23 protein-coding genes are annotated in these 23,693 nt (G+C 63.4%); 12 read left to right on the top strand and 11 right to left on the bottom strand.

Annotated features, from left to right (window positions below; genetic code table 11):
* The first annotated feature begins 7 nt into the window (after positions 1–7).
* The 5 genes from ABFD92_08730 (at position 8) to ABFD92_08750 (ending at position 1,930) form a co-directional block, all read left to right on the top strand.
* A complete protein-coding gene (locus tag ABFD92_08730) occupies positions 8–397 on the top strand; it encodes a hypothetical protein (GenBank protein ID MEN6504608.1) in 390 nt (129 codons plus the stop codon).
* Positions 398–723: 326 nt separating this feature from the next.
* Complete coding sequence (locus tag ABFD92_08735; protein ID MEN6504609.1) at positions 724–951, top strand: AbrB/MazE/SpoVT family DNA-binding domain-containing protein; 228 nt, start codon at positions 724–726, stop codon at positions 949–951.
* 3 nt (positions 952–954) lie between these two features.
* A complete protein-coding gene (locus ABFD92_08740; protein MEN6504610.1) occupies positions 955–1,335 on the top strand; it encodes a type II toxin-antitoxin system death-on-curing family toxin in 381 nt (126 codons plus the stop codon).
* Positions 1,336–1,376: 41 nt separating this feature from the next.
* Positions 1,377–1,508 carry a hypothetical protein gene (locus tag ABFD92_08745; protein MEN6504611.1) on the top strand — a complete coding sequence of 44 codons (132 nt, stop codon included), beginning with the start codon at positions 1,377–1,379 and terminating at the stop codon, positions 1,506–1,508.
* On the top strand, positions 1,505–1,930 hold the full coding sequence (locus ABFD92_08750) for a type II toxin-antitoxin system VapC family toxin (protein ID MEN6504612.1): 426 nt from the start codon (positions 1,505–1,507) through the stop codon (positions 1,928–1,930). The genes ABFD92_08745 and ABFD92_08750 overlap by 4 nt, the downstream gene beginning before the upstream one ends.
* Positions 1,931–2,009: 79 nt before the next feature.
* Here ABFD92_08750 and ABFD92_08755 read toward each other — a convergent pair whose 3' ends face one another.
* From ABFD92_08755 to purL, 4 genes are all read right to left on the bottom strand, one after another.
* Positions 2,010–3,719 carry a hypothetical protein gene (locus ABFD92_08755; GenBank protein ID MEN6504613.1) on the bottom strand — a complete coding sequence of 570 codons (1,710 nt, stop codon included), beginning with the start codon at positions 3,717–3,719 and terminating at the stop codon, positions 2,010–2,012.
* A gap of 453 nt (positions 3,720–4,172) precedes the next feature.
* Positions 4,173–5,390 (bottom strand): hypothetical protein, encoded by a 1,218-nt coding sequence (locus ABFD92_08760; GenBank protein MEN6504614.1) that lies wholly within the window; start codon positions 5,388–5,390, stop codon positions 4,173–4,175.
* An 82-nt stretch (positions 5,391–5,472) separates the two neighbouring features.
* Entirely contained in the window at positions 5,473–6,258 is a 786-nt protein-coding gene (gene purQ, locus ABFD92_08765; protein MEN6504615.1) for a phosphoribosylformylglycinamidine synthase I, read from the bottom strand.
* The gene (gene purL, locus ABFD92_08770) at positions 6,252–9,383 is read right to left on the bottom strand and encodes a phosphoribosylformylglycinamidine synthase subunit PurL (protein MEN6504616.1); all 3,132 of its coding nucleotides are present in this window, start codon (positions 9,381–9,383) and stop codon (positions 6,252–6,254) included. The genes purQ and purL overlap by 7 nt, the downstream gene beginning before the upstream one ends.
* A gap of 297 nt (positions 9,384–9,680) precedes the next feature.
* On the opposite strand from purL, the gene ABFD92_08775 reads away from it, so the two are divergent.
* The 5 genes from ABFD92_08775 (at position 9,681) to ABFD92_08795 (ending at position 13,378) form a co-directional block, all read left to right on the top strand.
* A complete protein-coding gene (locus tag ABFD92_08775) occupies positions 9,681–11,150 on the top strand; it encodes an alpha-L-arabinofuranosidase C-terminal domain-containing protein (protein ID MEN6504617.1) in 1,470 nt (489 codons plus the stop codon).
* 66 nt (positions 11,151–11,216) lie between these two features.
* Positions 11,217–11,444, top strand: coding sequence for an antitoxin VapB family protein (locus tag ABFD92_08780; protein ID MEN6504618.1), 228 nt, complete (start codon positions 11,217–11,219; stop codon positions 11,442–11,444).
* On the top strand, positions 11,444–11,881 hold the full coding sequence (locus tag ABFD92_08785; GenBank protein MEN6504619.1) for a type II toxin-antitoxin system VapC family toxin: 438 nt from the start codon (positions 11,444–11,446) through the stop codon (positions 11,879–11,881). Before ABFD92_08780 ends, ABFD92_08785 begins: the two co-directional genes overlap by 1 nt.
* On the top strand, positions 11,874–12,299 hold the full coding sequence (locus ABFD92_08790; protein MEN6504620.1) for a hypothetical protein: 426 nt from the start codon (positions 11,874–11,876) through the stop codon (positions 12,297–12,299). Before ABFD92_08785 ends, ABFD92_08790 begins: the two co-directional genes overlap by 8 nt.
* A gap of 137 nt (positions 12,300–12,436) precedes the next feature.
* Positions 12,437–13,378, top strand: coding sequence for a metallophosphoesterase (locus tag ABFD92_08795; protein ID MEN6504621.1), 942 nt, complete (start codon positions 12,437–12,439; stop codon positions 13,376–13,378).
* On the opposite strand, the gene ABFD92_08800 is transcribed toward ABFD92_08795, so the two are convergent.
* From ABFD92_08800 to ABFD92_08830, 7 genes are all read right to left on the bottom strand, one after another.
* A complete protein-coding gene (locus ABFD92_08800) occupies positions 13,356–15,761 on the bottom strand; it encodes a glycoside hydrolase family 95 protein (GenBank protein MEN6504622.1) in 2,406 nt (801 codons plus the stop codon). The two genes, ABFD92_08795 and ABFD92_08800, sit on opposite strands and share 23 nt — an antisense overlap.
* 86 nt (positions 15,762–15,847) lie before the next feature.
* Complete coding sequence (locus tag ABFD92_08805) at positions 15,848–16,999, bottom strand: hypothetical protein (protein ID MEN6504623.1); 1,152 nt, start codon at positions 16,997–16,999, stop codon at positions 15,848–15,850.
* 36 nt (positions 17,000–17,035) lie between these two features.
* A complete protein-coding gene (locus ABFD92_08810) occupies positions 17,036–17,770 on the bottom strand; it encodes a class I SAM-dependent methyltransferase (GenBank protein MEN6504624.1) in 735 nt (244 codons plus the stop codon).
* Positions 17,771–17,995: 225 nt separating this feature from the next.
* Positions 17,996–19,171: an inositol-3-phosphate synthase gene (locus ABFD92_08815; protein MEN6504625.1), complete on the bottom strand. Its 1,176-nt coding sequence runs from the start codon at positions 19,169–19,171 to the stop codon at positions 17,996–17,998.
* A 396-nt stretch (positions 19,172–19,567) separates the two neighbouring features.
* The gene (locus tag ABFD92_08820; protein MEN6504626.1) at positions 19,568–20,818 is read right to left on the bottom strand and encodes a hypothetical protein; all 1,251 of its coding nucleotides are present in this window, start codon (positions 20,816–20,818) and stop codon (positions 19,568–19,570) included.
* A gap of 164 nt (positions 20,819–20,982) precedes the next feature.
* A complete protein-coding gene (locus tag ABFD92_08825; protein ID MEN6504627.1) occupies positions 20,983–21,648 on the bottom strand; it encodes a ThuA domain-containing protein in 666 nt (221 codons plus the stop codon).
* Between the two features lie 91 nt (positions 21,649–21,739).
* Entirely contained in the window at positions 21,740–22,777 is a 1,038-nt protein-coding gene (locus ABFD92_08830; protein ID MEN6504628.1) for a Gfo/Idh/MocA family oxidoreductase, read from the bottom strand.
* Positions 22,778–23,020: 243 nt separating this feature from the next.
* On the opposite strand from ABFD92_08830, the gene ABFD92_08835 reads away from it, so the two are divergent.
* Positions 23,021–23,278, top strand: coding sequence for an AbrB/MazE/SpoVT family DNA-binding domain-containing protein (locus tag ABFD92_08835; GenBank protein MEN6504629.1), 258 nt, complete (start codon positions 23,021–23,023; stop codon positions 23,276–23,278).
* Positions 23,271–23,678 (top strand): type II toxin-antitoxin system VapC family toxin, encoded by a 408-nt coding sequence (locus ABFD92_08840; protein MEN6504630.1) that lies wholly within the window; start codon positions 23,271–23,273, stop codon positions 23,676–23,678. The genes ABFD92_08835 and ABFD92_08840 overlap by 8 nt, the downstream gene beginning before the upstream one ends.
* Positions 23,679–23,693 lie beyond the last annotated feature (15 nt).

The raw sequence follows: 23,693 nt of genomic DNA on the forward strand, positions 1-23,693 counted from the left end.
GGGTTCAATGACGCTGATAGAGCTCATTTTCTTTCTCTTGAATATTGGCCTTGGTGTTCTGGGGTCCATGTTCGGCGGCAAGTATTTTGGCTTGGTCGGCTACATCGGAGGCTTTATCGTCGGCGCCCTGAGCTTGTTCAGCGTCGGGACGCTTCTGGCATATCTTGAGGGCCAACTTTATAGCGGTCGTCCCGAGATCCCTCCCTGCCGGACAGAAGGAAGCTCCGATTACCGCGTTGAGCAGTTTGAAGGGCAATGGGTGCGGAAGTGTCCCCACTGCGGCAAGCAGTATCGCAAGAAAGGCCGGCGCTTCCAGGAAGTCATGCCCGGCGGCGCCATCCGCCCGTTTCTAATCTGGCGCGCGTTTCGCGGGTGGTTTCCGGAAGAGGACGCCTAAGCACCCAAGCAGCGTTCCCCGCCGGTAGTCCTGCGCCCAAGCGAAATCTGTCGCCAGACAACCATGCACTACTTCAGTGCGCGGTAGAGTCGGTCGGTCATTCAAGTGCTGAGTATTGGGCCACAGAGACACAGAAACACAGAGCAGGTTTGTTGCTTTCTATTTAGCGCCCTCTGTGACCTCTGTGTCTCTGTGGCCCAATACTGCTCATTTCACGGCTGACGGAGCACTGGACGCGTGGGGAGGGCAGGTGGGTCTTCTCGGGAAAGGTTGTCTTGCTTAATGATAAAGTATACACTGTATGTATACGAAAGAGGTAAGAACGAATGACCAAGACACTCATCAAGCACGGCAACAGTCTGGCCCTGGTGATCGATAAACCGATCCTGGAGATGCTGGATATTTCATCTGATACGGCCTTGGAGGTGACCACCAACGGCGACGTGTTGATGGTTACCCCCGTTCGCGGCAAAGCACGTCAAAACAAGCTCCGCAAAGCCATTGGCAAGATCAATCGCAGGTATGCGCCCGACCTCAAGCGGCTGGCGGAATGAGTCATGGTCGATTTCCTTCAGCTCGACGACGTGCTGTGGCTGCACTCCGATCTGGTGGATCGCTATGGCGGCGAGCATGGGGTTCGTGATATGGGGCTGCTGGAATCCGCTCTCGCTCAGCCGAGAGCGACGTACGGCGGCAAGAGGCTACACAAGAATATCTTCATGATGGCGGCCGCGTATCTGTTTCATGTCATTCGAAATCATCCATTTGTCGACGGCAATAAGCGCGCAGGCGCGGTTGCGGCGTTGCTTTTCCTTGACCTTAACGGCATCGAGGTTGTCGCCACAAAAGGAGCTTTATACGAGCTCACCATGGCGGTCACTACCGGGAAGGCGGACAAGGCCGCGATCGCAAAGTTCTTCCGCGCACATGTCGGATGAGAAGACTGCGGGCGAGATCTCTTCAGGGAGAGGTCAAGCTTTTGCTGGAGCAGGCTGCCGGAGTCGACAAGACCGAAGTAGCCCGGGTTCTGGCTAAGTGGAAGAAGGAGTTTGCCGGAAAGAAGTTTTCGCCGGGCAGCGCGGACCTGATCCGCCAGGACCGCGACCGATGACCGCCGTGGTGCTTGATGCCAGCGTCATGGCGGCGGCCTTCTTTCAGGAAGAGCATGCGCCGGCCGCTCAACGACTGCTCCAGGGGGCCGTGGAGGTGCTGCACGCGCCTGACTTGATTTATGCCGAGTTGGGCAATGTCATATGGAAGCGGTACTCACGCGGCGCTATTGCCCTGGAGAAGGCATCGGACCTGCTGGCCGACATGCGTTTGGTTCCTCTGGAGATTACTCCAAGCCGGAACCTGGTCGAATCTGCACTTGAGATAGCCCTGAAGTTGAACCACTCAGTCTATGACTGCCTTTATCTTGCCCTGGCTCTCAGCCACAACTGCGCCTTAATCACGGGCGACCAGCGTTTGATTGATCACGTCGCCCCCACCGCTTTTCGTAAGCACATCAAGTGGATTGGGAAATTGCGTTGAACGTCGTTCTCCTGATTGCGGATCGGGCCGCATCCCCCCTACCCCCGGGTCCTGCCCAGTCCCAGGATCATGTTCCCTATCAGTTACCCAGGCGCGCCTCTGCTTCATCCATGTCGAAACCGGGCAATCTGCCGGTTTCATGCTGACGGCGGATCAAGGCAAGCAGGCACCGGGCGGATGGTCCCACGCGCACCGCTGCGTGAGCGGCTAGTGCTCTAACTTGCTCGTCCGCATCGGTCAGCGTCTCGCGCAGAACGGGCAATTTATCCTGCACGTCCGCGACGAGATCCAGCCAGACATCCAGCGCGATGAATCTGTTGGTGCCTTTGCCGGCTCTTATGTATTTCAGAAGGGCGGGGGCCAGAGGCGGCCATGAGAAGCGCCTGAAGGCATAGATGATATCGCTGATTGGATCTTCCTCATCGCCTTGATCCAGAGCATCCACCAGTGCCTGCGCCACTTCCGGACTGGGCGGGGTGTTATGCCGGATCATGTTGCACAGCGAAAGCAATGCGTTGTATCGCACGTCCGGCTGATGCAGGAACGCCAGCACCGCTTGAGCCCCGGGACCGCGCGGGGCACTGGCGTTGCCTATCGCCAGGATCAGCGGGCCGCGATGCGCGTGCCAGTGCGACTCCGTGAGCCAGTTCAGGAGATGCGGAAGTATTTCCGTTGGAGGCGGAGTGAAGTTCTCGAACGCCGCGGCCCCGCAGAGCTTGTCGGGAAACTCCGCCTGCCCGACCGTCTCAACCAGCACCTGCGGCGACTTGCAGTTGCCTATCCAGACCAGCGCACGCATTGCTGCGCGGATTACGGGCAGAGTCTGGTTCCTCCAGTCCCTCGCCAGTTCCGTCAGTGGCACCACTTCGCGGGCAGTTGTCCCCATCGCATTTGCCAGGACATCGCAGGTGGCCTGGCGGATTGCGGGATCGGGATCGCGAAGTGACGCCACAGCAGTATCTGCGGCCGGTGCAGCATCTTGGCCGAGCTCTGCCAGAGCCCTGAGCGCCGCGAGCAACTGCGGTGGTTGAGATGGCTCACAGGCCCCGGCCAGAGCCATAGCCAAACCGCCCAGCATATTGGTGGGCTTAATCCAGTCGGTACGTAGCGTATACCTGGACGAATATTCCAGCGCTTCCACCATTGCATCAAAGGATTCACACTTCTCAAGCGGCTCGGGCATCACCGCAACGAGGTTGGCCCTGGCGGCCTCGGCGGGGCAACGTTTGGCAAGCTTCGCCAGCGCTGTCTCCGTCGCATGCGGGTAGAGGAAGTCTGGAGTGCCTCGTGCCTGCATGAGTACTTCGATTGTCTCGGACGCAGCGAAATGCCCCATCTCGCCCAGAGCCTCAATGGCCCCCTCGCGCGGGCCCTGACCGCGGTCGTCAGTCGAGGCAGCCTGGAGAAGCGCATCAATCGCGGCAGGAGATCCGATAGCCGCGAGGTCGGATGGAATGTAGATCGGTTCATGGGCCAGGCTCGGACCATGGAGCATGATGTCGCACATGTCAGGCACAGCCTCCGCAGCCGCGGGACCGATTGCCCCCAGTGCCGACAGGACATGCCGCAGGTGACGCCTGACCTTGAGGAGTTGGATGAGCCGGGGAACCGCAATCCTGGCTGAAGGACCAATCTGCTCGATCACCATGACGGCGCGTTTAACAACTAACGGTTCAGAAGAGTCCAGTAGTTGGGTTGCCATGCAGGCCGCACGGGTCAGCCGCGATTCGGATTGGTCGGACATTAGCCGCGGGACCTGAATGTCCCGGATCACATTGTCTCGTTCCATTATATCGCGTGACTCGGTACCTGGCCAGACGCTTGCCACATATACTCCTCCTGGAACAGCATGTTTGCCGGCGCGGTGCGCTGCCGAACCCCGGTGTCAAAAGCTGGGGCTAAGCCCCTCTCCGGTCGGACAAAGCGAACGGGCCGGGATGCATGAACATGGTTGCATGTAACATGTTGGTCTTAATAGTGTTATGGCCTGACGCTTCTATAAGACTATGTATACAAATGACTTGCAATCAGAGGATCCATTGATTCCTTCTGCCATCGAGGCAGCGGCTTGCCGGTTCCCGCAAAGTGCTGTGAAAAGTACAACAAAGTGCAAGGAAGTGGAATTGTGGCACAGCCCGTACCACTTCGTGGGCGGTCGATCGATACCGCCGCCGATGGCGACCAACGGCCTCGTGGCCAGTCCCGCGACGGCTGTCTTTTCAGATTCCGGTCAGTCTGTCAGTTACTCGTCGGGCAGCAGGACCGGTCCGGTTTCGCCGTCGGGCTTGATGGAGGTTATCGTGAAGCGCGGGGTCTGGGCGAGCATGAAGCGCTGCTGGCTCTTGTCGGGGTTGATGTTCACGCCCATGACTCTCAGCCGCGCGTTCTTGGTATTGAGGACGGGCACCTGCCAGATGTTGGGGCCGTCGAGTTTCAGCCGCGGGATGGCCACGCTCCACGAGCGGGCGTCGTCGGGCGAGAACTGCAGCTCGGCGTAGGTATAGTCCTTGGCGCTGGAGGGCAGCCACAGCAGCTTTCGCTCCTCAGCGCCGCGGATAGTCTGCCCGCTGGTCGGCCACCCGGGGCGCTCGCCCATGGGAGAGCCCTGGGTCTGCTGCAGCAGCGCCTCGCCGGAAACGCGATTGACGTTGGGGACCATGCCCTTGCCCGGGGCCACCGGGATGTGCAGGATGTCGGTCAGTCCCACGCCGGTGTTTCCGGCCTTGTCCTTGGCCATGAGCCTGAAGCGGATGCCCCCGTCGGCGGCGACCTGCGGGGGCAGCTCGACGGTCATGCTTCCGGCCCAGGCGGGTCGGACCGGTAGCGTCAGGACCGGGGCGTTGTTGGGGAACTGCGCGTAGCAGATCGCCAGGCTGGTCGTATTGGGGTCGAGGTTCGCGTCGCGGATCTCCCATCGCAGGGTGACGTTCTGCCCCACCTTGAACGTCCGGGGGATCGTGTTCTGCTCGTCGGTGAATACCGACGGGGTCGTGCTGATCAGAATGTGCGGCGGATCACGGTCCTGCACGTAGATGCGATGGGGCATTCCCGGCGGAACGGCGCTGGTGCCCTGGTCGGGACCGACGAAGCGGACCCAGTGCTGGCCCTCGATCTCGCCCTTGAACAGAAAGTGCGACTGCTCGACGCCGAAGTAGCCCGCCTTCTCCCACGTGCGCCCGCGAGTGATCGAATACCACACCCCCACGCGCGGCACGCCGATGGGCTGATAGCCGTTGGGATGCTCGATGAAGAAGAACTCGCTGCGGGTGTAGTAGATGGGAATCCCGTTGAGCGCTTCAACGACAGGCAGATCTTCCGTCGGCCGATAGTACAGCGGGGCGTCGTACGCCCACGGCGGAAAATCGACCTCCGGCTGCCAGTTGGGGTTCTCGTCGGGCAACGTGCAGCCGCAGAGAAAGACCGTCAGCAGCACCAGCGTCGTCGATACATGAACGCGCATATCTCACCTTCGAGTGCCGCCTGAGAGCGGCTATGTTCTGCAGTGAGATATCGGTAAGAAGGCGATTAAATGTTTAGAAAGCTTAACTTAAGTATTCGGCCGCTCGGCGGAAGAAGACCGCCCCGTCGCCGATGCCCTTGTCGCGCACGTCCTGGCGGCGCGTCCATTGCGGGTGCTGCGTCGGATCGATAAATCGCTCGGGGTGGGGCATGAGACCCATGATGCGCCCCGTCGGGTCGCACAAGCCGGCGATGTCGTCCGTGCTGCCGTTGGGGTTGACCGGATACCCACCGCTCTGACCGGCCTCATCGACGTAGCGCAGGGGGATCTGGTCGCCGGACCTGAGCGCATCGAGGACCGACGCCTCGCGCGGGACGAACTTGCCCTCGCCGTGGGCGATGGGCAGGGCGATGATCTGCCCCTTAGGCAGGAAGACGCACTTGTCGCTGTCGGTCCGCATGTGGACCCAGCGGTCCTCGAAACGCCCGTTGTCGTTCCAGGCCAGCGTCGCGTCGCGGCCGGCGCCGGCGGGCTCGACCTTGCCCCAGGGCAGCAGCCCGGCCTTGATCATCACCTGGAACCCGTTGCAGATGCCCAGAGCGAGCTTGTCTGCCGCGACGAAATCGTTCAGCGGTTCGGCCAGGCGATAGAGCATCTGGTTGGCCAGGATCTTGCCGGCCGCCACGTCATCGCCATAGCTGAAACCGCCCGGGATCACCAGGAACTGATAGTCTTTCAGCGCCGCGGGGTTTTCCATCAGCCGGAACACATGCACGCGATCAACGCTGAAGCCCGCCTGCTCCAGCGCGTACGTCGTCTCGCGATCACAGTTCGTTCCGGCGGCTCGTAGTACCAGTGCTTTTACCATTTGAACGTCCCCTGCCAGGCGGCCTTGGCGTCAGTGATCGCAAGATCGACGACCGGGCCGGACGGGCCTTTAATAATGATGCGGCCGGTGTCGCTCACGCGGCCTAGGTCGCCGACGGGGCAGTCCTTCACCAGTCGCAGGAAGGCGTCGTACTTCTCCGGGGCCACTTCCACCAGGAACCGCCCGGCGTCTTCGGCGAAGAGCTTTGCCGCCGGCGAAGGCGTTGTCTGCGGCGCCGGCGGCACGGCGGCCAAATCCAGTTCCACGCCCAGCCCGCCGGAGAACGCCATCTCGGCCGCAGCGACAGCCAAGCCGCCCTCGGACAAGTCGTGGCACGCGACGACTGCGCCGGCCTCAATGGCCGCCTGCAGCGCCCGCATGACAGCCAGGTTCGTCTGCATGTCCACCTGCGGAACGTCGCTGCCGCTGGCCAGGCCCAGCGTCATCAGCAGATGGCTGCCGCCGAGGCTCTCGCCGGTGCGGCCCAGCAGAAAGAGGTAGTTGCCGGCAGCCTTGGCGTCGGCGGTGACGCAGCGGCCGACGTCGTCGATGACGCTGATGGCCGAGATCAGCAGCGTCGGCGGGATGGCAATCGTCTCGCCCTTGTCGGTCTGGAACTCATTGTTCAGCGAATCCTTGCCCGAGATGAACGGCGTGCCGTAGGTCAGCGCCGCGTCGCGGCAGGCTTTGGCGGCCATCACAAACGAGCCCATGCGGTCGGGCTTGTTGCAGTTACCCCAGCAGAAGTTATCGAGGATGGCGGTTCGGTCGAGGTTGCCGCCGACGGAGACGATGTTGCGCAGGGCCTCGTCTACCGCGTGCAGGGCGCTGGCGTAGGGGTCCAGGTCGCCCAGGCAGGGATTCATCCCACACGACAGGGCCACGCCCTTGCGGCTGGACAGCACCGGGCGGATGACGGAGGCGTCGCCGGGCCCGTCCTCGCCCACGCCCACCAGCGGCTTGACGGCGCTGCCGCCCTGCACCTCGTGGTCGTACTGGCGGATGATCCATTCCTTGCTCGCCACGTTGGGCAAGGCCAGGATGTCCTTGAGCACCTGCGTGTAGTCGGCCCGCGCCGGCGGGGCCGGGCTGGGACGGGTGACCTGCTCCCACACCGCGGGCTTCGTCGGGCGCGGGCAGCCCTCGTGCAGAAATTCCATCTCCATCTCGCCGACGCTCTGGCCGTCGTAGAACAGCCGCAGCGTGCGGTTGTCGGTCCCGAAGTGGCCGATCACCGTGGCCTCGACGTCTTCGTCGGAGAAAACCTTGAGGATCGCCGCGACGTTCTCCTGCGGCACGGCCAGCACCATACGTTCCTGGGCCTCGCTGATCCAGATCTCCGAGTAGCTCAGCCCGGCGTACTTGAGCGGCACGCGGTCGAGGTACACCTCGGCGCCCGCTTCGGCGCCCATCTCGCCGACGGCGCTGGAGAGCCCGCCGGCCCCGCAGTCGGTGATGGCCGTGAACAGCCCCGCGTCACGCGCCTGCAGAATCGTGTCGAGCATCTTCTTTTCTGTGATGGCGTTGCCGATCTGAACGGCGTGCGAGAACTCCGTCTCGTGGCTGTGCGTCAATTCGCCACTGGAGAACGTCGCGCCGTGGATGCCGTCGCGTCCCGTGCGGCCGCCGACGCACACAATCGCGTCGCCCGGCGCGGGGCGGCGCTTGTCGCCCATCGATCGCGGCATGAGCCCGACCGTGCCGCAGAACACCAGCGGGTTGCCCATGTACCGCTTGTCGAAGTACACCGCGCCGTTGACGGTCGGCACGCCCATACGGTTGCCGTAGTCGCGCACGCCGCCGACGACGCCGCGCATCACGCGACGCGGATGCAGCACGCCCTTAGGCAGTTCCGAGGCCGGCAGGTCCGGCGGGCCGAAGCAGAAAATATCCGTGTTGGCCACCGGCCGCGAGCCCAGCCCCGTGCCCATCGGGTCGCGCAACACCCCGCCGATGCCCGTGCTGGCTCCGCCGTAGGGCTCGATGGCCGAGGGGTGGTTATGCGTCTCGACCTTGAAGCACACCGCGTGCTCGTCGTCGAACTCGATCACGCCGGCATTGTCTTCGAACACACTGATGCACCAGGGCTTGTTCAGCTCCTTGGTGGCCCCGAAGATCGTGCTTTTGATCAGGTTGGGGATCTTCTCGATGGTCGCGCCGGCGGCGTCCTGGAGCTCAACGTCGCTGCGGAAGGTCTTATGCACGCAGTGCTCCGACCATGTCTGGGCGATCATCTCCAGCTCGACGTCGCTGGGCTCGCGTGCGGCCTTGCGGTAGTGGTCCTGGATGGCCTTCATCTCCGTCAGGTTCAGGAACAGGTGCCCCTCGCGCGAGAGCTTCTCCAGCGCCGCGTCGTCCAGGTTGCGGATCGGCACGGTGACGATTTCGAGCGTGTACCTATGGCCGTGAACGGCTGGGGGCGTGAAGGCCTCGAAATGCACATCCTCGATCACGGCGTTGGCCAGCAGGCTGCGGGCGATGGTCTGGCGCTGGGCCTCGGAAACCGGCCCGGCCAACTCGTACCGCCGCGCGGTGCGGACGGCTTCGATGTTGAGCCCCATGTCGGCGATGGCCTTTTCGGTGCTGGCCGCGACAGGGTCCATCACGCCGGGCTTGAGGTGCACTTCGATCAGCGCCGCGTCGCCGGCGTCGCTGGTGCCGACGTGGGCGATCTCGATCACGCGGTCGGCGAGCAGTTGGTCCGCCGCCTTCTCGACATCGTCGCGGGAAAGCTCTCCGATCAGAAAGAACAACCGGGCAAAGCGGACCGACTGCACCGAATCGATTCCAAGCTCGGCGATCTGGTGCGCGACGCCCGCGGCGTGCGGGTCTCTCACTTCTGCCCGCGAGCGAACCTCGACCCGATACACCGGCGTCGCGTCGGGCTGTGGCGCCTCCACCGGCGCCTGTACCGGCGCAGGCGCTGGCACGGGAGCAACCGGCGTCGCTTGCGGCTCGGCGTCTTTAGGCGCTGGCGCCGGAGCGACCGTCGCAGCGGGTTTGAGCTGCACCTGCGCCTGCGGCGTGCGAGTGGGCGCCTGAACATCCTTGCGTGGCGCGGCGGCGGGAGGCGCTTCCTTGCCTGCAAACAACGCTTTGATCTTCGCGATTATCCGTCCGAGCATCCCTGTGGTCCTGTCAGCAGAATGGGAAAGAGGCGATATTAGCGGCCCCGCCCCGCCCGAGCAACAGCGGATTGCACTTCATTTGTACGTCAACGGTTTCATCAGCGGCCTGTATTGTTGGGCCACAGAGACACAGAGAACACAGAGACAGATTGGCAATAGAGACAACAAGGAAGTGAAGTTGCTTCTGCTGTTTCAATAATTCCAACTCTGTGTTCTCTGTGCCTCTGTGGCCCAACATCTTGATTCGCCAGCCGCGCGACATCATTATTAAGAGACCAGCAATAGGAGACACTCGTGCCTACAAAGGTCCGCATCGACACCGACCGCCCGGCAGTCCGTTTTGACCGGATGATCTTCGGCCAGTTTCTCGAGCACTTCCACCGCCAGGTCTACGGCGGCGTCTTTGACCCGGGCAGCCCGCTGTCGGACCGGATGGGCCTGCGGCTGGACGTGATCGAGGCCCTGCGCGAGCTGCGGATCCCGATCGTCCGCTGGCCCGGCGGGTGCTTCGTCAGCGCGTATCACTGGAAGTACGGCGTGGACCCCGACCGCACGGCGGTCTTCGATAAGGCCTGGCGCGTCGAAGAGCCCAACACCTTCGGCACCGACGAGTTCGTCGCCTGGTGCCGCGCCATCGGGGCCGAGCCATACATCTGCACCAACGCCGGCACCGGCAGCGAAGAGGAGATGTCCGACTGGGTCGAGTACTGCAACGCCACGGTCGGCAAGTTCGCCGCCCAGCGCCGCGCCAACGGGCACGAGCAGCCCCACAACATCAAGTACTGGTCCATCGGCAACGAGAACTGGGGCGGGCATGAGATCGGCGCCAAAAAGGCCCCTCAGTGGGCGGCGTTGGTGGCCGAGTCGGGCAAGATGATGCTCCGCGTCGACAGCTCGATCAAGCTGCTGGCCGCAGCGCTGGCCGAGATCGACTGGACGCTGCCGCTGCTGCGAGAGGCCGGGCACCTGCTGTCGTACATCTCCATCCACAATTACTGGGACGGGCTGTGGATGAACAACGCCGTCTCCGACTACGCCACGTGCATGACTCGATCGCTGGGCCCGCAGGAGATGATCCGCAGGGCCGCCAGCATCCTCGATGTGGCGAACCTGGGAGGCAAGGTCGCCATCGCCTTCGACGAGTGGAACCTCCGCGGCTGGCACCACCCCAACCTCGGCAGCGCCGCCTTCGGCGATGTGGCCGCCCGCGACAAGAACGACCTCAACGCGACCTACACGATGGCCGACGCGGTTTTCTCGGCGTGCTTCCTCAACGCCTGCCTGCGCAACGCCCAGACTGTGAAGATGGCGTGCATGGCCCCGGTGGTCAACGCCCGCGGGCCCCTGTTCGTACACCCCAAGGGCGTCGTGCGGCGAACGACGTTCCATGTGATGAAAATGTACTCCGACCTGCTCGAGCCCAACGTGATCGACTGCTGGTCCGGCGGCGAAACGTTCGAGCACGCGGGCCAGTCCGTGCCGGCCATCGACGCCATCGCCACGGCCGACGACGCGGGCAGGACCATCGCCCTGGCGCTGGTCAACCGCTGCGCTGAAAAGAGCATCGCCTGCGACGTGCGCATCGCCGGCAAGGCCCTGAGCGGCACATTCGACGCCACCGTGCTGTCCGGCGACAGCCCCGACGCCTATAACGACATCGACGCCCCCAATCGCGTCACGCCGCAGAAGACGCGATTGGCTTTCGAAAACGGTTCGGTTGCGCTGAGCCCGCACAGTGTGACGATTGTTTCGGCAGCTTGTTGACCCCGTGAGCGATTCCTATAATATGCGTGTACATGCATGTACACGTGTACCCGGGAGAATTTTGCGGTGGCGACCAAGACCATTACTATTGATCTAGAAGCGTATAACCGGCTTAAAGCTGTCCAGCATGCCGACGAATCCTTCAGTAGCACGATCAAGAGAGTCGTGCGCGCGCCGCTGGACCTCAAGGCCTATGCCAGGAACCTGCGTCGCTCGCCCATGAGTGCCGAGGCGATTGGCGCCGTCGAAGAGCATCTGGCCCGTCGGCATGAGCCTTCTACGAGACGCCGCTGATGGCCTGCTTGGACACCAGCGTGCTCCTGGACCTTGCCGGGCGAGGTGGGGCCAGAGGCGTGCGCCAAGCCATGGCGAAGCTCCGCATGCTCGTGGCGCAGGGGGAAGGTCTGGTAACGACACGGATCAGCGTAGCAGAACTGTATGTGGGTGTTTGGCGCTCGCATGATCCCCCCCTGGAGCGAAAACGGGTGGAAGTCATCCTTGAGGGGCTCGATATTCTTGATTTTGATCAGAGGGCGGCAGACCTTTTCGGCCAGATCACGGCACACTTGCAGCAAATCGGACGTCCGATAGGTGATCTGGATGTAATGATTGCCGCCATCTCTCTCGTCAATGGGCATCTGCTTGTGACGGGCAATGCCTCCATTTTCTGCAAATCCCGCAGCTCGTCGTCGAGACCTATTGACCTATGGTATGCTGCCTTAGATGGATAAATCCGTTTCATTCGATTTTGACGGCACGCTGACGCAAATCGTCTGGAGCGAGGCTCTGGGCGTGTGGATCAACTCGCGCCGGCCCAACGAGAAGATGGTCCGCCTGCTGCGGCGCCTGGCGCAGCGCGGGTACCAGGTACACATCGTCACGCGGCGGCGGTCTGACAGCGAGGGCGCCAGCTCGCCGACCGAAGAATGCGGCGTGGGCGAGTTCCTGCACACCCACGGGCTTGGCGGGTGCGTGACGGCTGTGCATTTCTGCGGCGACCACAGCCCCGAGGGCGACAAGACGGCCGTGCTTAAGAAGATCGCCCCGCTGCGTCACTGGGACGACCTCGACCAGCACGTGCAGGAAGCCCGCCGAGCCGGAATCAAGGCCCGGAAAGTCCGCCGCCCGGCGGGATCGGAACGGAGTTAGCGGCGGGGTTTGCCCCGCGCGGTTTCTGAGGTCGGGGAAGAAACCCGTCGAGCAAGCTCGACCGCTAACAAGACAAGTGCTCCCGGCGCGGGTTAATATAGTACCGAAACGACTGACCTTGAAAGAAGGATAGCATCATGGTCCTCATCTCGCGTCGCGATGTTCTCAAGGGCGCCGCATTCGGCGCTGCCGCGGTTGTCGCGCCTTCTTGTCTTACGGAATTGGCCAAGGGCGATGGACCGGCCACGCAAGCGGCTAAGCCGCTCACCATCACGATCTTCAACACCGGCGACATGCACGACCGGTGCGGCTCGCTGCCGCGGATCGCCGGATATGTCAAGGCCGCCAAGGCCAAAGACCCCAACACGCTGCTGGTCGACGCCGGCGACGTCTGGAACGACGGCCCTTCGCCGCTGGCGGGCACGCAGGGCGAGGGGGTCGTCAGCCTGATCGAAAAGTCCGGCTACAACGCGGCCGTCACGGGCAACCACGACTACACCTACGGCAAGAAGCGCGTGCTCGAGATGTCGATGAAGTACGCCGGCTGGCCGCTGACGCTGGCCAACGTGAACTGGACCGACGCCGACAAGCCCTCGACGAAGAACATCGCCCAGTACCGCATCTTCGAGCTGCAGGGCGTCAAGGTGTGCGTCAGCGGCGGGGCGTGCCAGTACGGCAACCACGTCCACGGCGAGCCGCTGCCGCTGATCCACGAACGTGAAGGCTACGTTAGGGTACTGCCCGAAATCCGCAAGAAGGCCGACGTGTTCGTCTTCATCTCGCACCTCTGGGACGCCTACGACCGGCGGATGATCGCCGCCTGGGGCGACAACGCCCCCGACCTGCTCATCGGCGGACACACCCACGGGCGAACCCAATGGACGCAAGGACGCACCAGCGTCATCAAGGCCGGATTCTGGGGCAATTGCCTGGGCCGATCCGTCATCACCTACGATCCGGCAACCAACAAAGTCACCGCCGTCAAAACCAGCGTCATGGATATCGGCGCCGACTGGCCGGTCGATGAGGAAGTCAAAGACCTGCTGGACAAACACGTCAAAGGGCTGGAGAAGAAATAAACTCCTCCGGGCCGATCACGCGCTGGCTGCCGGCGTCGAGAGTCAGACAGATCGTTTGGCCGGCGTATCGCACTCGGACGGGGCCGCTTCGATCGGCGTTGAGGCGGGCCTCGACGAGGCGTCCGTCGCGCCAGTCGATGTCCACCGTGACGGCCCCGCGGGTGCGCAGGCCTCGGACCGATCCGCCGGCCCAGGCGGCGGGCAGCGCCGGCAGCAGCAGCACCAGCGGAGGGTGCCCGCTCTCGTGCCGCCAGCGCGACTGCAGGAGCATCTCGGCGATTCCGGCGGAGCCGCCGAAATTGCCGTCGATCTGGAACGGCGGGTGGGCGCAAAACAGGTTGGCGTACGAGCCGGACCCGCCGCCGGAGTAGTTCAGGGCCATGTCTCCGGCCGGCGAGAGCAGGTCGCCCAGCAGCTTGGCGGCGTGATCTCCCTCGCCCAGGCGGGCGCGGAAGTTGACCTTCCACGCCAGCGACCAACCGGTGCCGGCGTCGCCGCGGGCTTCGAGCGATCGCCGCGCCGCCGCGGCCAGCTCCGGCGTCTCGTCGGGCGTGATCTCGTCGTACGGGTGCAGGCCGTACATGTGCGAGCAATGGCGGTGATGCGGGTCGCCCTCGCCGTAGGGTTCGAGCCATTCCTGCAGACGCCCGTCGGGGCCGACCTGGTTGGGCGCCAGGCGCCGGCGCGTGTCGGACAGCTCGCGGCGGAACTCTGCGTCAACGCCCAGGATCTCCGATGCGCGAATGCAGTTGCCAAACAGCTCCCGCAACTGCTGCATGTCGATCGTCGGACCCATGCACACGTATGCCCCGCGACCGTCGGGCAGAATGAACGCATTCTCCGGCGAGTTCGACGGGGCCGTCACCAGCCATCCGTGACGCGGTTCCTCGATGAGCATGTCGAGATAGAACCGCCCCGCCGCGGCCAGGATCGGGTACGCCCAGCGCAGGTACGCCTCGTCGAGCGTGAAGGCGTAGTGTTCCCAAAGGTGCTCGCACAGCCAGCTTGACCCGCTGACCGTGGCGCCCCAGCTTGCATGCTCGCCCGGCGAGGTGAAGCCCCACGGATTGGTGATCACGTGGGCGACCCATCCGCGGGCGTTGTAATACGCACGGGCCGTGCGGGCCCCGGGCTCCTGAAGCGACTCGATCAGCTTGAGCATCGGCTCGTGCAGCTCCGAGAGGTTGCACGCCTCGGCCGGCCAGTAGTTCATCTGCACGTTGATGTCCAGGTGCCAGTCGCCGTTCCAGGGGGTCTGGACCTGGTCGGCCCAGATGCCCTGGAGATTGGCCGGCAGGCCGCCCGGCCGCGACGACGAGATCAGCAGATATCGCCCGTACTGAAAATACAACGCCATCAGGGCCGGGTCGGACCCGCCTCGGGCCACCGCCACGAGGCGCTCGTTGGTCGGCCGCGCCGACGCCTCGACGCCGCCCTCCAGCGTCAGGCTCACGCGGCCGAAGAACCGCCGGTAGTCCGCCACGTGCGCCTCGCGCAGGGCGGCATAAATCTTCGGTGCCATGGCGGCCGTTGTCCCGCCGCCATGTCGGCGACCGCTGCAAGCGCGATCCATATCCGCCAGACTCGCCGCGAGCGGGTCATCCGTATTGCGCCCGGCGAAACCGCGGTAGTCGGTGGCGGCCGTCACCAGCAGAACGACGTCGTCGGCCCCTCGCACGTGGAGGCCGGTTTCGTCGGCATGAACGGTTCCTGCGCCGCTCAGTGCCCGCAGGCGCGCGGCATAGCGGAGGCCTTTGCCGTCAACGCCGTTATCGAGCTGGCCGCTCATGAGCAGTTGGTCGTCTGCAGCGGGCTCGACGGCGAAGCGCTCGGGACGGTCCAGCGCCGCGTCGAAGCTGACGCTGCCCGCGCGGTCGGCCCAGATGCGGATGACGATAGTTTGGTCCGGGGCGGAGACAAACGCCTCGCGACGGAACGTCACGCCGCCGCAGCGGTACCGCACCAGCGACGTCGCCTCGGACAGGTCCAGTTGGCGGACATAATCCTCAAACGCCCCATCGTGCTGGAATCGCAGGTGCAGGCTGCCCAGCGTCTGATAGCACCCGAACGGCACCGACGCGCCGCGCCCATGGCCTGAACCGCTGCCCAGGCAGGTGAAGGCGTTCATCACCAGTTCCTGGGCCTCGATGTTGCGGCCCTGCTGGAGCAGGCGTCGGATCTCGCCCAGGCTCTGGTGGGCGCCGGGTCGGTCGGCGTCCTGGCGCGAGCCGGACCACACGCTGTTTTCGTTGAGGACCAGGCGCTCCTGCTCGACGCCGCCGAAGACCATCGCCCCCAGCCGCCCATTGCCCAGCGGCAGGGCCTGCGTGAACTCCGTTGCCGGCTGGGCATACCACAATCGCAGATCGGGTTGCGTGCTCATGGGAATATCCTCTGTCAGATTCAGGGCCAGCCACGATACGCCCTGCCCCCGCGCAAGGCAAGACCTCTCAACGGCGGGACCGTCAGCTATTCGCGCACGCGGGTGCGAACCCATCTGCGGTAGAACTGGATCGGGGGCATCTCCTGGACGTCTTTGCAGAGGCGCCTGATCTCATCTTCCTGGACCGGCACGTCGGTGGCCGGCAGACGGTTGGATACATAGATAAGCGTCAGCGGTTTGTCGAGGGGCCGCTCGACGCCGTCGATCACCAGCCCGGATCGCGTGCCCAGTTCGATATTGGATCGCGGACTTTCGCCGGCGGTTTCCAGGCGCTGCACTACGATCGCCCCCACCTGGCCGCGGCTGTTTCTGCTGACGGACACGGAGACCTGCTCTTCGTTGCCCCAACTGCTGCTGCTCGAGACGGTGCTGATCTGGTTGTTTTGAGGTCCTGCAGAGGCAACCTTGTCAGTGGCTATCGCCAGCCCCACGCCCAGCGCCAGCCCAACAACCGTACCGGCGATGGCGATGCCGTTACGGGCGGAAACGGCATCCGGAGCATTGGGATAGAAAGCCATGGCGTGGCGCTTCATGAGCGATGTGCTGACAAACAGCGAAACCAGCGGTGCGACGAATACCGGCAGCAACAGCAGCATTGGGATGTTTGCGGCGGGATTGAAGGATCGCATGATTCCCATCGCCCGGGCCAGCATCGCCAAATGGAAAAGGGCAACCGGCGCATACAACAGGGCGAACAGGACCAGCGTGATAGTCCATGCGGTTTGGGCCGATGGCAGCCATGCCTTGCGGCAAAGGTCGCGCATATACATGCAGAAGATCAGCATTGCGATGAGGGTCACCAAGCTGATGAGACCCAGAGCGATATCCGCCAACGGTGCGGAGGAGCGGATAAACACGTTGCAGACGGTTTTGGCAATCTCCAGAACGCAGGCGACGAGGACAAACCACATGCCCCGCCGGTAGCTTCCGCCTGCCGGTATCGCCAGCAGGCGGCAGAGGCCTACCAGGATCAGGATTGCCCCCAGGGTGTCGTTCAGGATGTCGCAGGAGCTCGTGCGGTCTGCCCCTGTAGCCCAGAAGAGCTTGAAGTCCAGAATAACCAGCAGCCCACCCCAGAAGATCAGGCGCAGCGGCGTGACGGCCGCCGCTATCGGCAGCGTCGGCGGCGGCCGATCAGAAGTTGACGGCAGTTGTGGTGGGATTGAGGTGCCAGTCATAAGCGTCTCCCTTCGAACCAAGCCCCGCCACCGGGCTTATTTGACCAAGCGAAAGAGCATGTCCCAGGTGTAGATTCCGCCGCGCAGGCCGCCGCACTCGATCCAGAGGTACGCCATGATCTTCAGGCGCAGGATCCGCCAGAGGATCGCCCGCAGCGTGCTGCGCGGGCCGCCCCAGGGGGCCGACCACTCGCGGAACTCGACTGCCGCCGGATCGAACCCGGCTGTGCGGGCGAGCTGACGGACGCCGAAGACGGTGAAGGCGTTCTGATGCGAGATGTCCCAGTGCCGCGCGCCGCTGCCGAAAAGTGAAACTGCATTGGGCACCTGCGCGATCAGCGCCCCGCCCGGCCGCAGCACACGGCGGCAGTCGGCCAGCACCGCCGGAAGAACGGCCGTGTCCAGGTGCTCCAGGAAACTCATCGCGAAGAAATAGTCCACCGATTCGTCCGGGCACTGCCGCAGATATTCCGCAACGTCGCTGCAAATCAGCTTAGCCGAGGTGAATTGACCGGCGGCTGCGAGCTGCTCGGGCGTGATATCCACCCCCGTCAGATCGGTGAGGCCCATCTGGCCCAGCAAGTAGAGCGTCTCCCCCCGCCCACAGCCCAGCTCGACGCACCGCGCATCGTTCGAAGCCGGCAACCACCCCTTCAACTGCCGGGCCAACCCCGTGGCCGCCCCTTCGTAATACTCGCGCGACGGCGGACGGCCGTCAACGAAAAGCTCCTCATAGTGCGGTGAGACGTGCTTGCTGAGATTGCGGTCCATGACGGAGATTCTAAACCACTATCTTGCGGCTGTCGACTTGCATGACGCAACACAAAGAGGATGGGTGCCACGCACAACTCCGTTGTGCGTGTCCCTGACCATCCAGGCCGGAGAGCATGGGCGAGACGCCCAGGCTAAACAGCAAGAGCATGGGCGGGACGCCCATGCCACACAGCAAGAGCATGGGCGGGACGCCCATGCCACAAAACGTGGCGCCCAGTTACATCAGTGGGCGGCGCTGGTGTGCGCCGGGCTGCTGGCCTTGGCCTTGAGATACTGTCCGTTCTCGATGCGGGCGGGGGCGTCGTCGTTGGCGATGAAGTTCTCCAGCAGTTGCAGGGCCTGCGAATCGGTGAACTGCTGGGGCGGGTGCTTCATCGTGAAGGAGCTGATGGCGTCGAGCGGACCGGCCAGCTTTCGTCCGCGGGCGAGCTTGCAGACGCGGATGGCGTCGATCGTCTCGCCGCCGCTGTTAGGCGAATCTTCCACGCTCAGGCGGGCCTCGATGTGCAGCGGCACGTTGCCGAAGCCCCGAGCCTCGATCCGCAGGAAGCAGACCTTGTTGTCCTTCTGCCAGGGCACGTAGTCGGCCGGGCCGATGTGGACCTGGTCGGCCGGCAGCGGCACGTCGAGCTGGCTCTGGACCGCTTCGGTCTTGGAGATCTTCTTGCAGCCCAACCGCGAGCGGTCCCACATGTTCAGGAAGTCGGTGTTGCCAGCGGTGTTGAGCTGGTACGTCGCGTCGATCTTTGCACCGCGGTCGGTCATCAGTCGCGTCAGCACGCGGTGCGTGATCGTCGCGCCGACCTGGGCCTTGATGTCGTCGCCGATGCAGGGGATTCCCGCGGCGGTGAATCGCTTGCCCCACGCGGGATCCGACACGAGGAACACGGGGATGCAGTTGATCAGGCTCACGCCGGTGTTGAGGCAGCATTCAGCATAGAACTCGCTGGCCTTCTGGCTGCCGACGGGCAGGTAGTTCATCAGGATTTCGGCGCCGGTCTCGCGCAGGAGCTTCTCGATGTCCTTCTGCTCGGGCTCGGGGCTGCTCGAAACGCGGAACGCCTGACTGTCTGGGAAGTCCTTCATGTGCCCCGCAACGCCGTCAAGCACGCGCCCCATGCGCACGGTGACGCTGTCGTAGCGGAAGTTGTCGTAGAAGACCTTGGTGCAGTTGGGCGGGGCGAAGAGGGCCTCGTGGAGCGGTCGGCCGACCTTGCGAGAATCGATGTCGATGGCGGCGACGATCTCGATGTCGCCGGCGCCGTACCCGCCGAGGGTCGGATGGGCCAGCCCGACGATTTCCTGGTCGCTCTTGAGATCGCGATAATAATGGATCCCCTGAATGAGCGAGGAGGTGCAGTTTCCGATTCCGGCAATGGCAACTCGAATACGATCCATGGCGTGTTTCCTCTCGGCTCCTGGCATGAGGAGCGATCTGCCCGTTTATCCAAGGTTGGAAAATTTACACCTCAGCCCCGGACGCGGCAAGATATTTTATCCACATGCCTGCGCCAAACCCACCTTCCGCTGAAAATCGCGGGGCTCAAGGTGCAAAAACTTACCACAGAGGCACAGAGGGCACGGAGAGAAGAGGGACGCGTCACGCCAGACACGTTAGCGGCGGGGCTTGCCCCGCGCGGTTTCTTCTGCGCGACCTGCGATTGGCCACTTCCGCGTTCGGGGAGACAACCGCGCGGAGCAAGCTCCGCCGCTAACGTGGAACGCCCTGTTGCGGCTGAACTCTATCGTCCTCGTTGTCGTCCTCGTTCTCGTCGTCGGTTTTCCGGTTCAATCCTATGGCGCATATTGCTGCACGACCTCAGCAGCGATCTTGGCCCACTCCCAGAGTCGCTGGGGCTGGCGGCGGACGGTGGAGACGTCTTTGAGGATGACTTCGACGCGGCAGCCCTTGATGCGATCGAGCACGTCGATGAGTTCGCGGCGGGCCTGGTCGGGGCGCCAGACGTCCTCGGCCAGGATCGCCGGGTTGGGCTTGTGCGAGTAGACGTAGTCGGTCTTGAGTTCGGCGGCCCCGCGCTCGGGCTTGACCCACGGGCTCATCGAGACCTTACGCAGGTTCGGGATGCGGCGCAGGATGCCCATCTTGATGTCCAGCGGTTCGCAGCAGCCGTAGTACGTCAGGCCCCACTTCTCCAGCCAGCGCATCTCGTGCTTGAGGGCGAACTCCCAGTGCATTTTCGGCGAGACGCTGACGAAAATCTGGGCTGTCGCGCAGCCCCACAGGTCGATCGTCCGCACGTGCGCCGGGTCGAAGCCCTTGGCCGGCAACTCGCTGGTGAAGCCGTACCCGCCGGAGCCGACGCGGTCGTCATAGATGTTGGGGCTCAGCAGGTTCTGGTCTTCCCATTGCTTGAGCATGCCCATGTACGCGTCGACCAGGCGGGTCATGACGTGGTTGACCAGATCGGGTTTGAGCACCAGGTCCATCATGGCCTGCTCGACGCCCCAGACCTGGATCAGCAGGTCCCACGGCGAGAACCACTGCCCCGCGATGCCGCGCTGCTTGACGGGCATGATGTCGCCCAGCAGCTCTGTGCGGCGCTCCAGTTCGGCGTCGCTGGCGGCCTTGTCGTGCGTGACCACCGGCGTGGTGATGCGGTCGGCGTCAGAGAAGTCTTTGATGTGCCCGTGATACTCCCGCGAGGCCACGGCCACCCCTTCGGTGGCCACCCATGCCGCATCGATCTCCAGGCCAAAACCCGTCTGGTGGATGTGCATCGGCGACCAGAACCACGGGTTGACAACCATGTCGCCGGGGAAGTGGCGCCACTGATACAACTGGGCCCGCATGCCCCACTCGAGGCCGCGCGCCCAGGCGTCCTGGCAACGGGTCGTCAACTCGTCGTTGACGTTGAGCTCATCCCAGGGGATCTCATTGATGTAGATCAGGGGGCGCGTCGGCTGGAGGCTGTTGAGCGCGGTCCAAAGCCCGGCCCGCTCCTTCTGAACGGGCAGGGCGGCGATGTCGGCCAGCTCGCGAGCCAAGCCGCGGAGAATTTCACGATCCTGTAAGGGCAGGGGCATAAGCTAGCTCCATGAAAATTCGAAATCCGAAAAGACAAATCCGAAGCAACAGACAGCAAAGATGCAAACAAAGACTCACTCGCGTGGCTTATTGTTTCTTGTCTTCTTGCCTTTTGTTTCGGATTTCGGTTTTGTTGTTTCGGATTTCCGGCCTCTCAGGCCGGTCACCAGCCGCCAATTTCTTTGCACTTGGCCCGGACGTCTTTGGCCTGGCTCGACCAGCGGATGGCATTGACGACCATCTTCTGGAAGTTGGGGTTGTTGTGCTGCGGGGCCCCGTGGCCCAGGGCGGTGTAGAAGATCCGCCCGAAGCCGTAGGGCTTGACCCACGCCATCGGCAGGCGGAAGCTGTTGAACTCAGTCACCATCAGCGTGTCGAACCCGGTCAGGTAGTCCATCAGATAGAGTTCTTCGGCCATGGTGAACTCTTCCTCGACGCCGGCCATGCACGGGTGGTCCGGCTGGGTCACCTTGAAGGTGTGCGGGATCGTCGGCGGGTGCGTCAGGAACACCCCGCCGACCATGCGCATATAGGCCTGGGAGTTCTTGAATGAGTCCGCCGCCGAGTGTACGCCGACGAATCCGTGCCCGGAGACGATGTGCCCGATGAGCCCGCCGGCCTGCGTGGGCGAGAGTTCCTCGCCGGTGGTGTAGTCGACGATCACGTCGAAGTCTTTGATGCGCTCGGCTAAGAAGTCGTCGCGGTCTTCGGTGATCTTGACCTTGAACCCGGCCGCGGCCAGGAACGCCTCGTAAATCGGCGCCATCTCGGCAAAGTCGTGGAACCCTTTGGTGCGTCCGCCCATGACCATGACGTTCAATGTGTCCATGTGCCGATCCCTTTAAATTGTCCGCTTGCGGCGTAGCAAGATGCTGCGCCGCAAGCGGATCCTGTTCTTCAACTCACCACTCACAACTGTCTTAGGCGTACTTCGCCTTGATCGCCTTGCCGGCCTTGGCGCTCTTGTTGGCCAGGTCCAGGATGTGGATCGGGCGGCGTGACCATTCCGGCGTGATGACCAGTTCGGTGCCCTTGACCAGGTGGTCGGCCACGTTGCCGTAGTACTTCTCGTACTGTCCGGGCGGGTTGGGGCCTTCTTCGTAGCGCTTCTGCCCGTCCTGCATGTACCAGATCTTGTAACCCAGGCCGCCGCCCATGACGTACTTGCCCTTGGTGCCGGTGACGGTCAGGAATCCTTCCGGCGAGTTCAGGTCGATGCTGGAGGACTGGAGGCTCAGCCATGAGCCGTTCTTGAAGCGGACGATAGCCTTGGCTTCGTCTTCATTGGTGTCCTTGCCCCACTTGGTCTGGGAGGCCCAGAAGCCGTTGTGGGCGGTACCGAAGACTTCGACCATTTCGCTGTCGATGAGCTGCAGCGAGTATTCCAGAATATGCACGCCCCAGTCATACAGGATGCCGCCGGAGATGGTCTTGCTGGAGCGCCACCAGTCGCCGGGCTTGCCGTAGCCGCCCATGTGCCCTTCAACGCGCACGACGTCGCCGATGCGCTTCTCGCGCACGATCTGGCGGACGGCCTCGATGATCCAGCCGTCCCAGTGGCGGTTGTGGAAGGTCGTCAGGACCAGGCCGTTCTTCTTAGCCGCGGCGATCATCTTGTCGCATTCTTCGGTGGTGATGGCCAGGGGCTTTTCGCTGCAGACGTGCTTGCCGGCGTTGAGGCACTGCAGGGCGATCTTGGCGTGCGTGTTGTGCGGGGTGATGATCACGACGAAGTTCACGCTGCTCTTGGACAGCATCGCCGTCAGCGAGGTGTACGTCTCGATGCCGGGAAAATCCTTGCCCGCCTGCTCGACGCGCGTCTTGTCCACGTCCATGACGGCCACCGGCGTCATCCCGGCCTGCTTCATCAGGTCCAGGTGGGCCTTGCCCATGTTGAACGCGCCGCCATACCCGATCACGCCAACCTTGATGTCACTGGCTTTCTTGAAACGCTTCATGAGATCCATATCCTTAAAAGGTCTGCTCTCCGTTTTCGCCGGAGAAAGCGCTGAATACAAGGCGCGAAGACTACCCCTGCGCCGGGCCGTTGGCAAGAAATTATGCCGGTGTTTTATGGCGCCGCCTGCCGCGACTTTCCCTCCCTTTGGGCGCATGTCGCGAATGTCATTGTGTCTGCCTAATGTCATCATATAATGGGAATGGCATATGACCGATATATAACATGCTATAAGGATTCTGGCATGAATGACAAGCTGCGAACCACGCTTCGAGTCGCCGCCGGCGGGCGCATCGTCATACCCGCCCACGTCCGCCATCGCCTGGGTCTGGATATCGGCAGCGATCTTGTCCTGACCGTCGAGGACAACCACGCCACCCTGGCCAGCGCCAAGGCCGCGCGTCACCGCGCACGCCAGCGCGTCCGGCGCTACGTCGGCGCCGGCGCCAGCCTGAGCGAGGAGTTGATGGCCGAACGCAAGAAGGAGGCCGCGCGTGACTAAGGTCAGCGTCCTGGACGCCTCGGCGGTTTTGGCTTATCTCCAGCAGGAGCGAGGCGAGGACCGCGTGGAGGCTGCCCTCGACGCAGGTCTCTGCTGGATCACCGCGGTGAACCTCTCTGAAGTTCTGGGCAAACTCTGCGACAAGGGGATGCCATTTCAGGAAGCACAGGCGGCTGTAAACGATCTGGGGCTGGTCGTGGTGGACTTTGATGCGGAGTTGGCCGCTCTGGCCGCCTCGATCAAGACCCGCACCAAATCGATCGGAGCCTCACTGGGAGATCGCGCATGCCTCGCGCTCGCCCAGCGGGCCGCAGGCGGCCAAACCGCCCCAACCGTCCTGACGGCCGAACACGCATGGACGAAATTCAAATGGCCGTTCAAGGTCTTGGTGATCAGGTAAACTTCCCTGTAGAAG

Source organism: Planctomycetaceae bacterium (assembly GCA_039680605.1).
In the GTDB taxonomy this organism is placed as follows: Bacteria; Planctomycetota; Phycisphaerae; order SM23-33; family SM23-33; genus JAJFUU01.

Bases quoted from the DNA above. Each gene is read 5' to 3' on its own strand.
- ABFD92_08800 (MEN6504622.1), bottom strand. From the start codon at position 15,761: ATGAGCACGCAACCCGATCTGCGATTGTGGTATGCCCAGCCGGCAACG.
- ABFD92_08820 (MEN6504626.1), bottom strand. From the start codon at position 20,818: ATGCCCCTGCCCTTACAGGATCGTGAAATTCTCCGCGGCTTGGCTCGC.
- ABFD92_08760 (MEN6504614.1), bottom strand. From the start codon at position 5,390: ATGCGCGTTCATGTATCGACGACGCTGGTGCTGCTGACGGTCTTTCTC.
- purL (MEN6504616.1), bottom strand. From the start codon at position 9,383: ATGCTCGGACGGATAATCGCGAAGATCAAAGCGTTGTTTGCAGGCAAG.
- ABFD92_08815 (MEN6504625.1), bottom strand. From the start codon at position 19,171: ATGGATCGTATTCGAGTTGCCATTGCCGGAATCGGAAACTGCACCTCC.
- ABFD92_08755 (MEN6504613.1), bottom strand. From the start codon at position 3,719: ATGGAACGAGACAATGTGATCCGGGACATTCAGGTCCCGCGGCTAATG.
- purQ (MEN6504615.1), bottom strand. From the start codon at position 6,258: ATGGTAAAAGCACTGGTACTACGAGCCGCCGGAACGAACTGTGATCGC.
- ABFD92_08740 (MEN6504610.1), top strand. From the start codon at position 955: ATGGTCGATTTCCTTCAGCTCGACGACGTGCTGTGGCTGCACTCCGAT.
- ABFD92_08795 (MEN6504621.1), top strand. From the start codon at position 12,437: ATGGTCCTCATCTCGCGTCGCGATGTTCTCAAGGGCGCCGCATTCGGC.
- ABFD92_08810 (MEN6504624.1), bottom strand. From the start codon at position 17,770: ATGGACCGCAATCTCAGCAAGCACGTCTCACCGCACTATGAGGAGCTT.
- ABFD92_08805 (MEN6504623.1), bottom strand. From the start codon at position 16,999: ATGACTGGCACCTCAATCCCACCACAACTGCCGTCAACTTCTGATCGG.
- ABFD92_08830 (MEN6504628.1), bottom strand. From the start codon at position 22,777: ATGAAGCGTTTCAAGAAAGCCAGTGACATCAAGGTTGGCGTGATCGGG.
- ABFD92_08735 (MEN6504609.1), top strand. From the start codon at position 724: ATGACCAAGACACTCATCAAGCACGGCAACAGTCTGGCCCTGGTGATC.
- ABFD92_08835 (MEN6504629.1), top strand. From the start codon at position 23,021: ATGAATGACAAGCTGCGAACCACGCTTCGAGTCGCCGCCGGCGGGCGC.
- ABFD92_08825 (MEN6504627.1), bottom strand. From the start codon at position 21,648: ATGGACACATTGAACGTCATGGTCATGGGCGGACGCACCAAAGGGTTC.
- ABFD92_08730 (MEN6504608.1), top strand. From the start codon at position 8: ATGACGCTGATAGAGCTCATTTTCTTTCTCTTGAATATTGGCCTTGGT.
- ABFD92_08790 (MEN6504620.1), top strand. From the start codon at position 11,874: ATGGATAAATCCGTTTCATTCGATTTTGACGGCACGCTGACGCAAATC.
- ABFD92_08785 (MEN6504619.1), top strand. From the start codon at position 11,444: ATGGCCTGCTTGGACACCAGCGTGCTCCTGGACCTTGCCGGGCGAGGT.
- ABFD92_08750 (MEN6504612.1), top strand. From the start codon at position 1,505: ATGACCGCCGTGGTGCTTGATGCCAGCGTCATGGCGGCGGCCTTCTTT.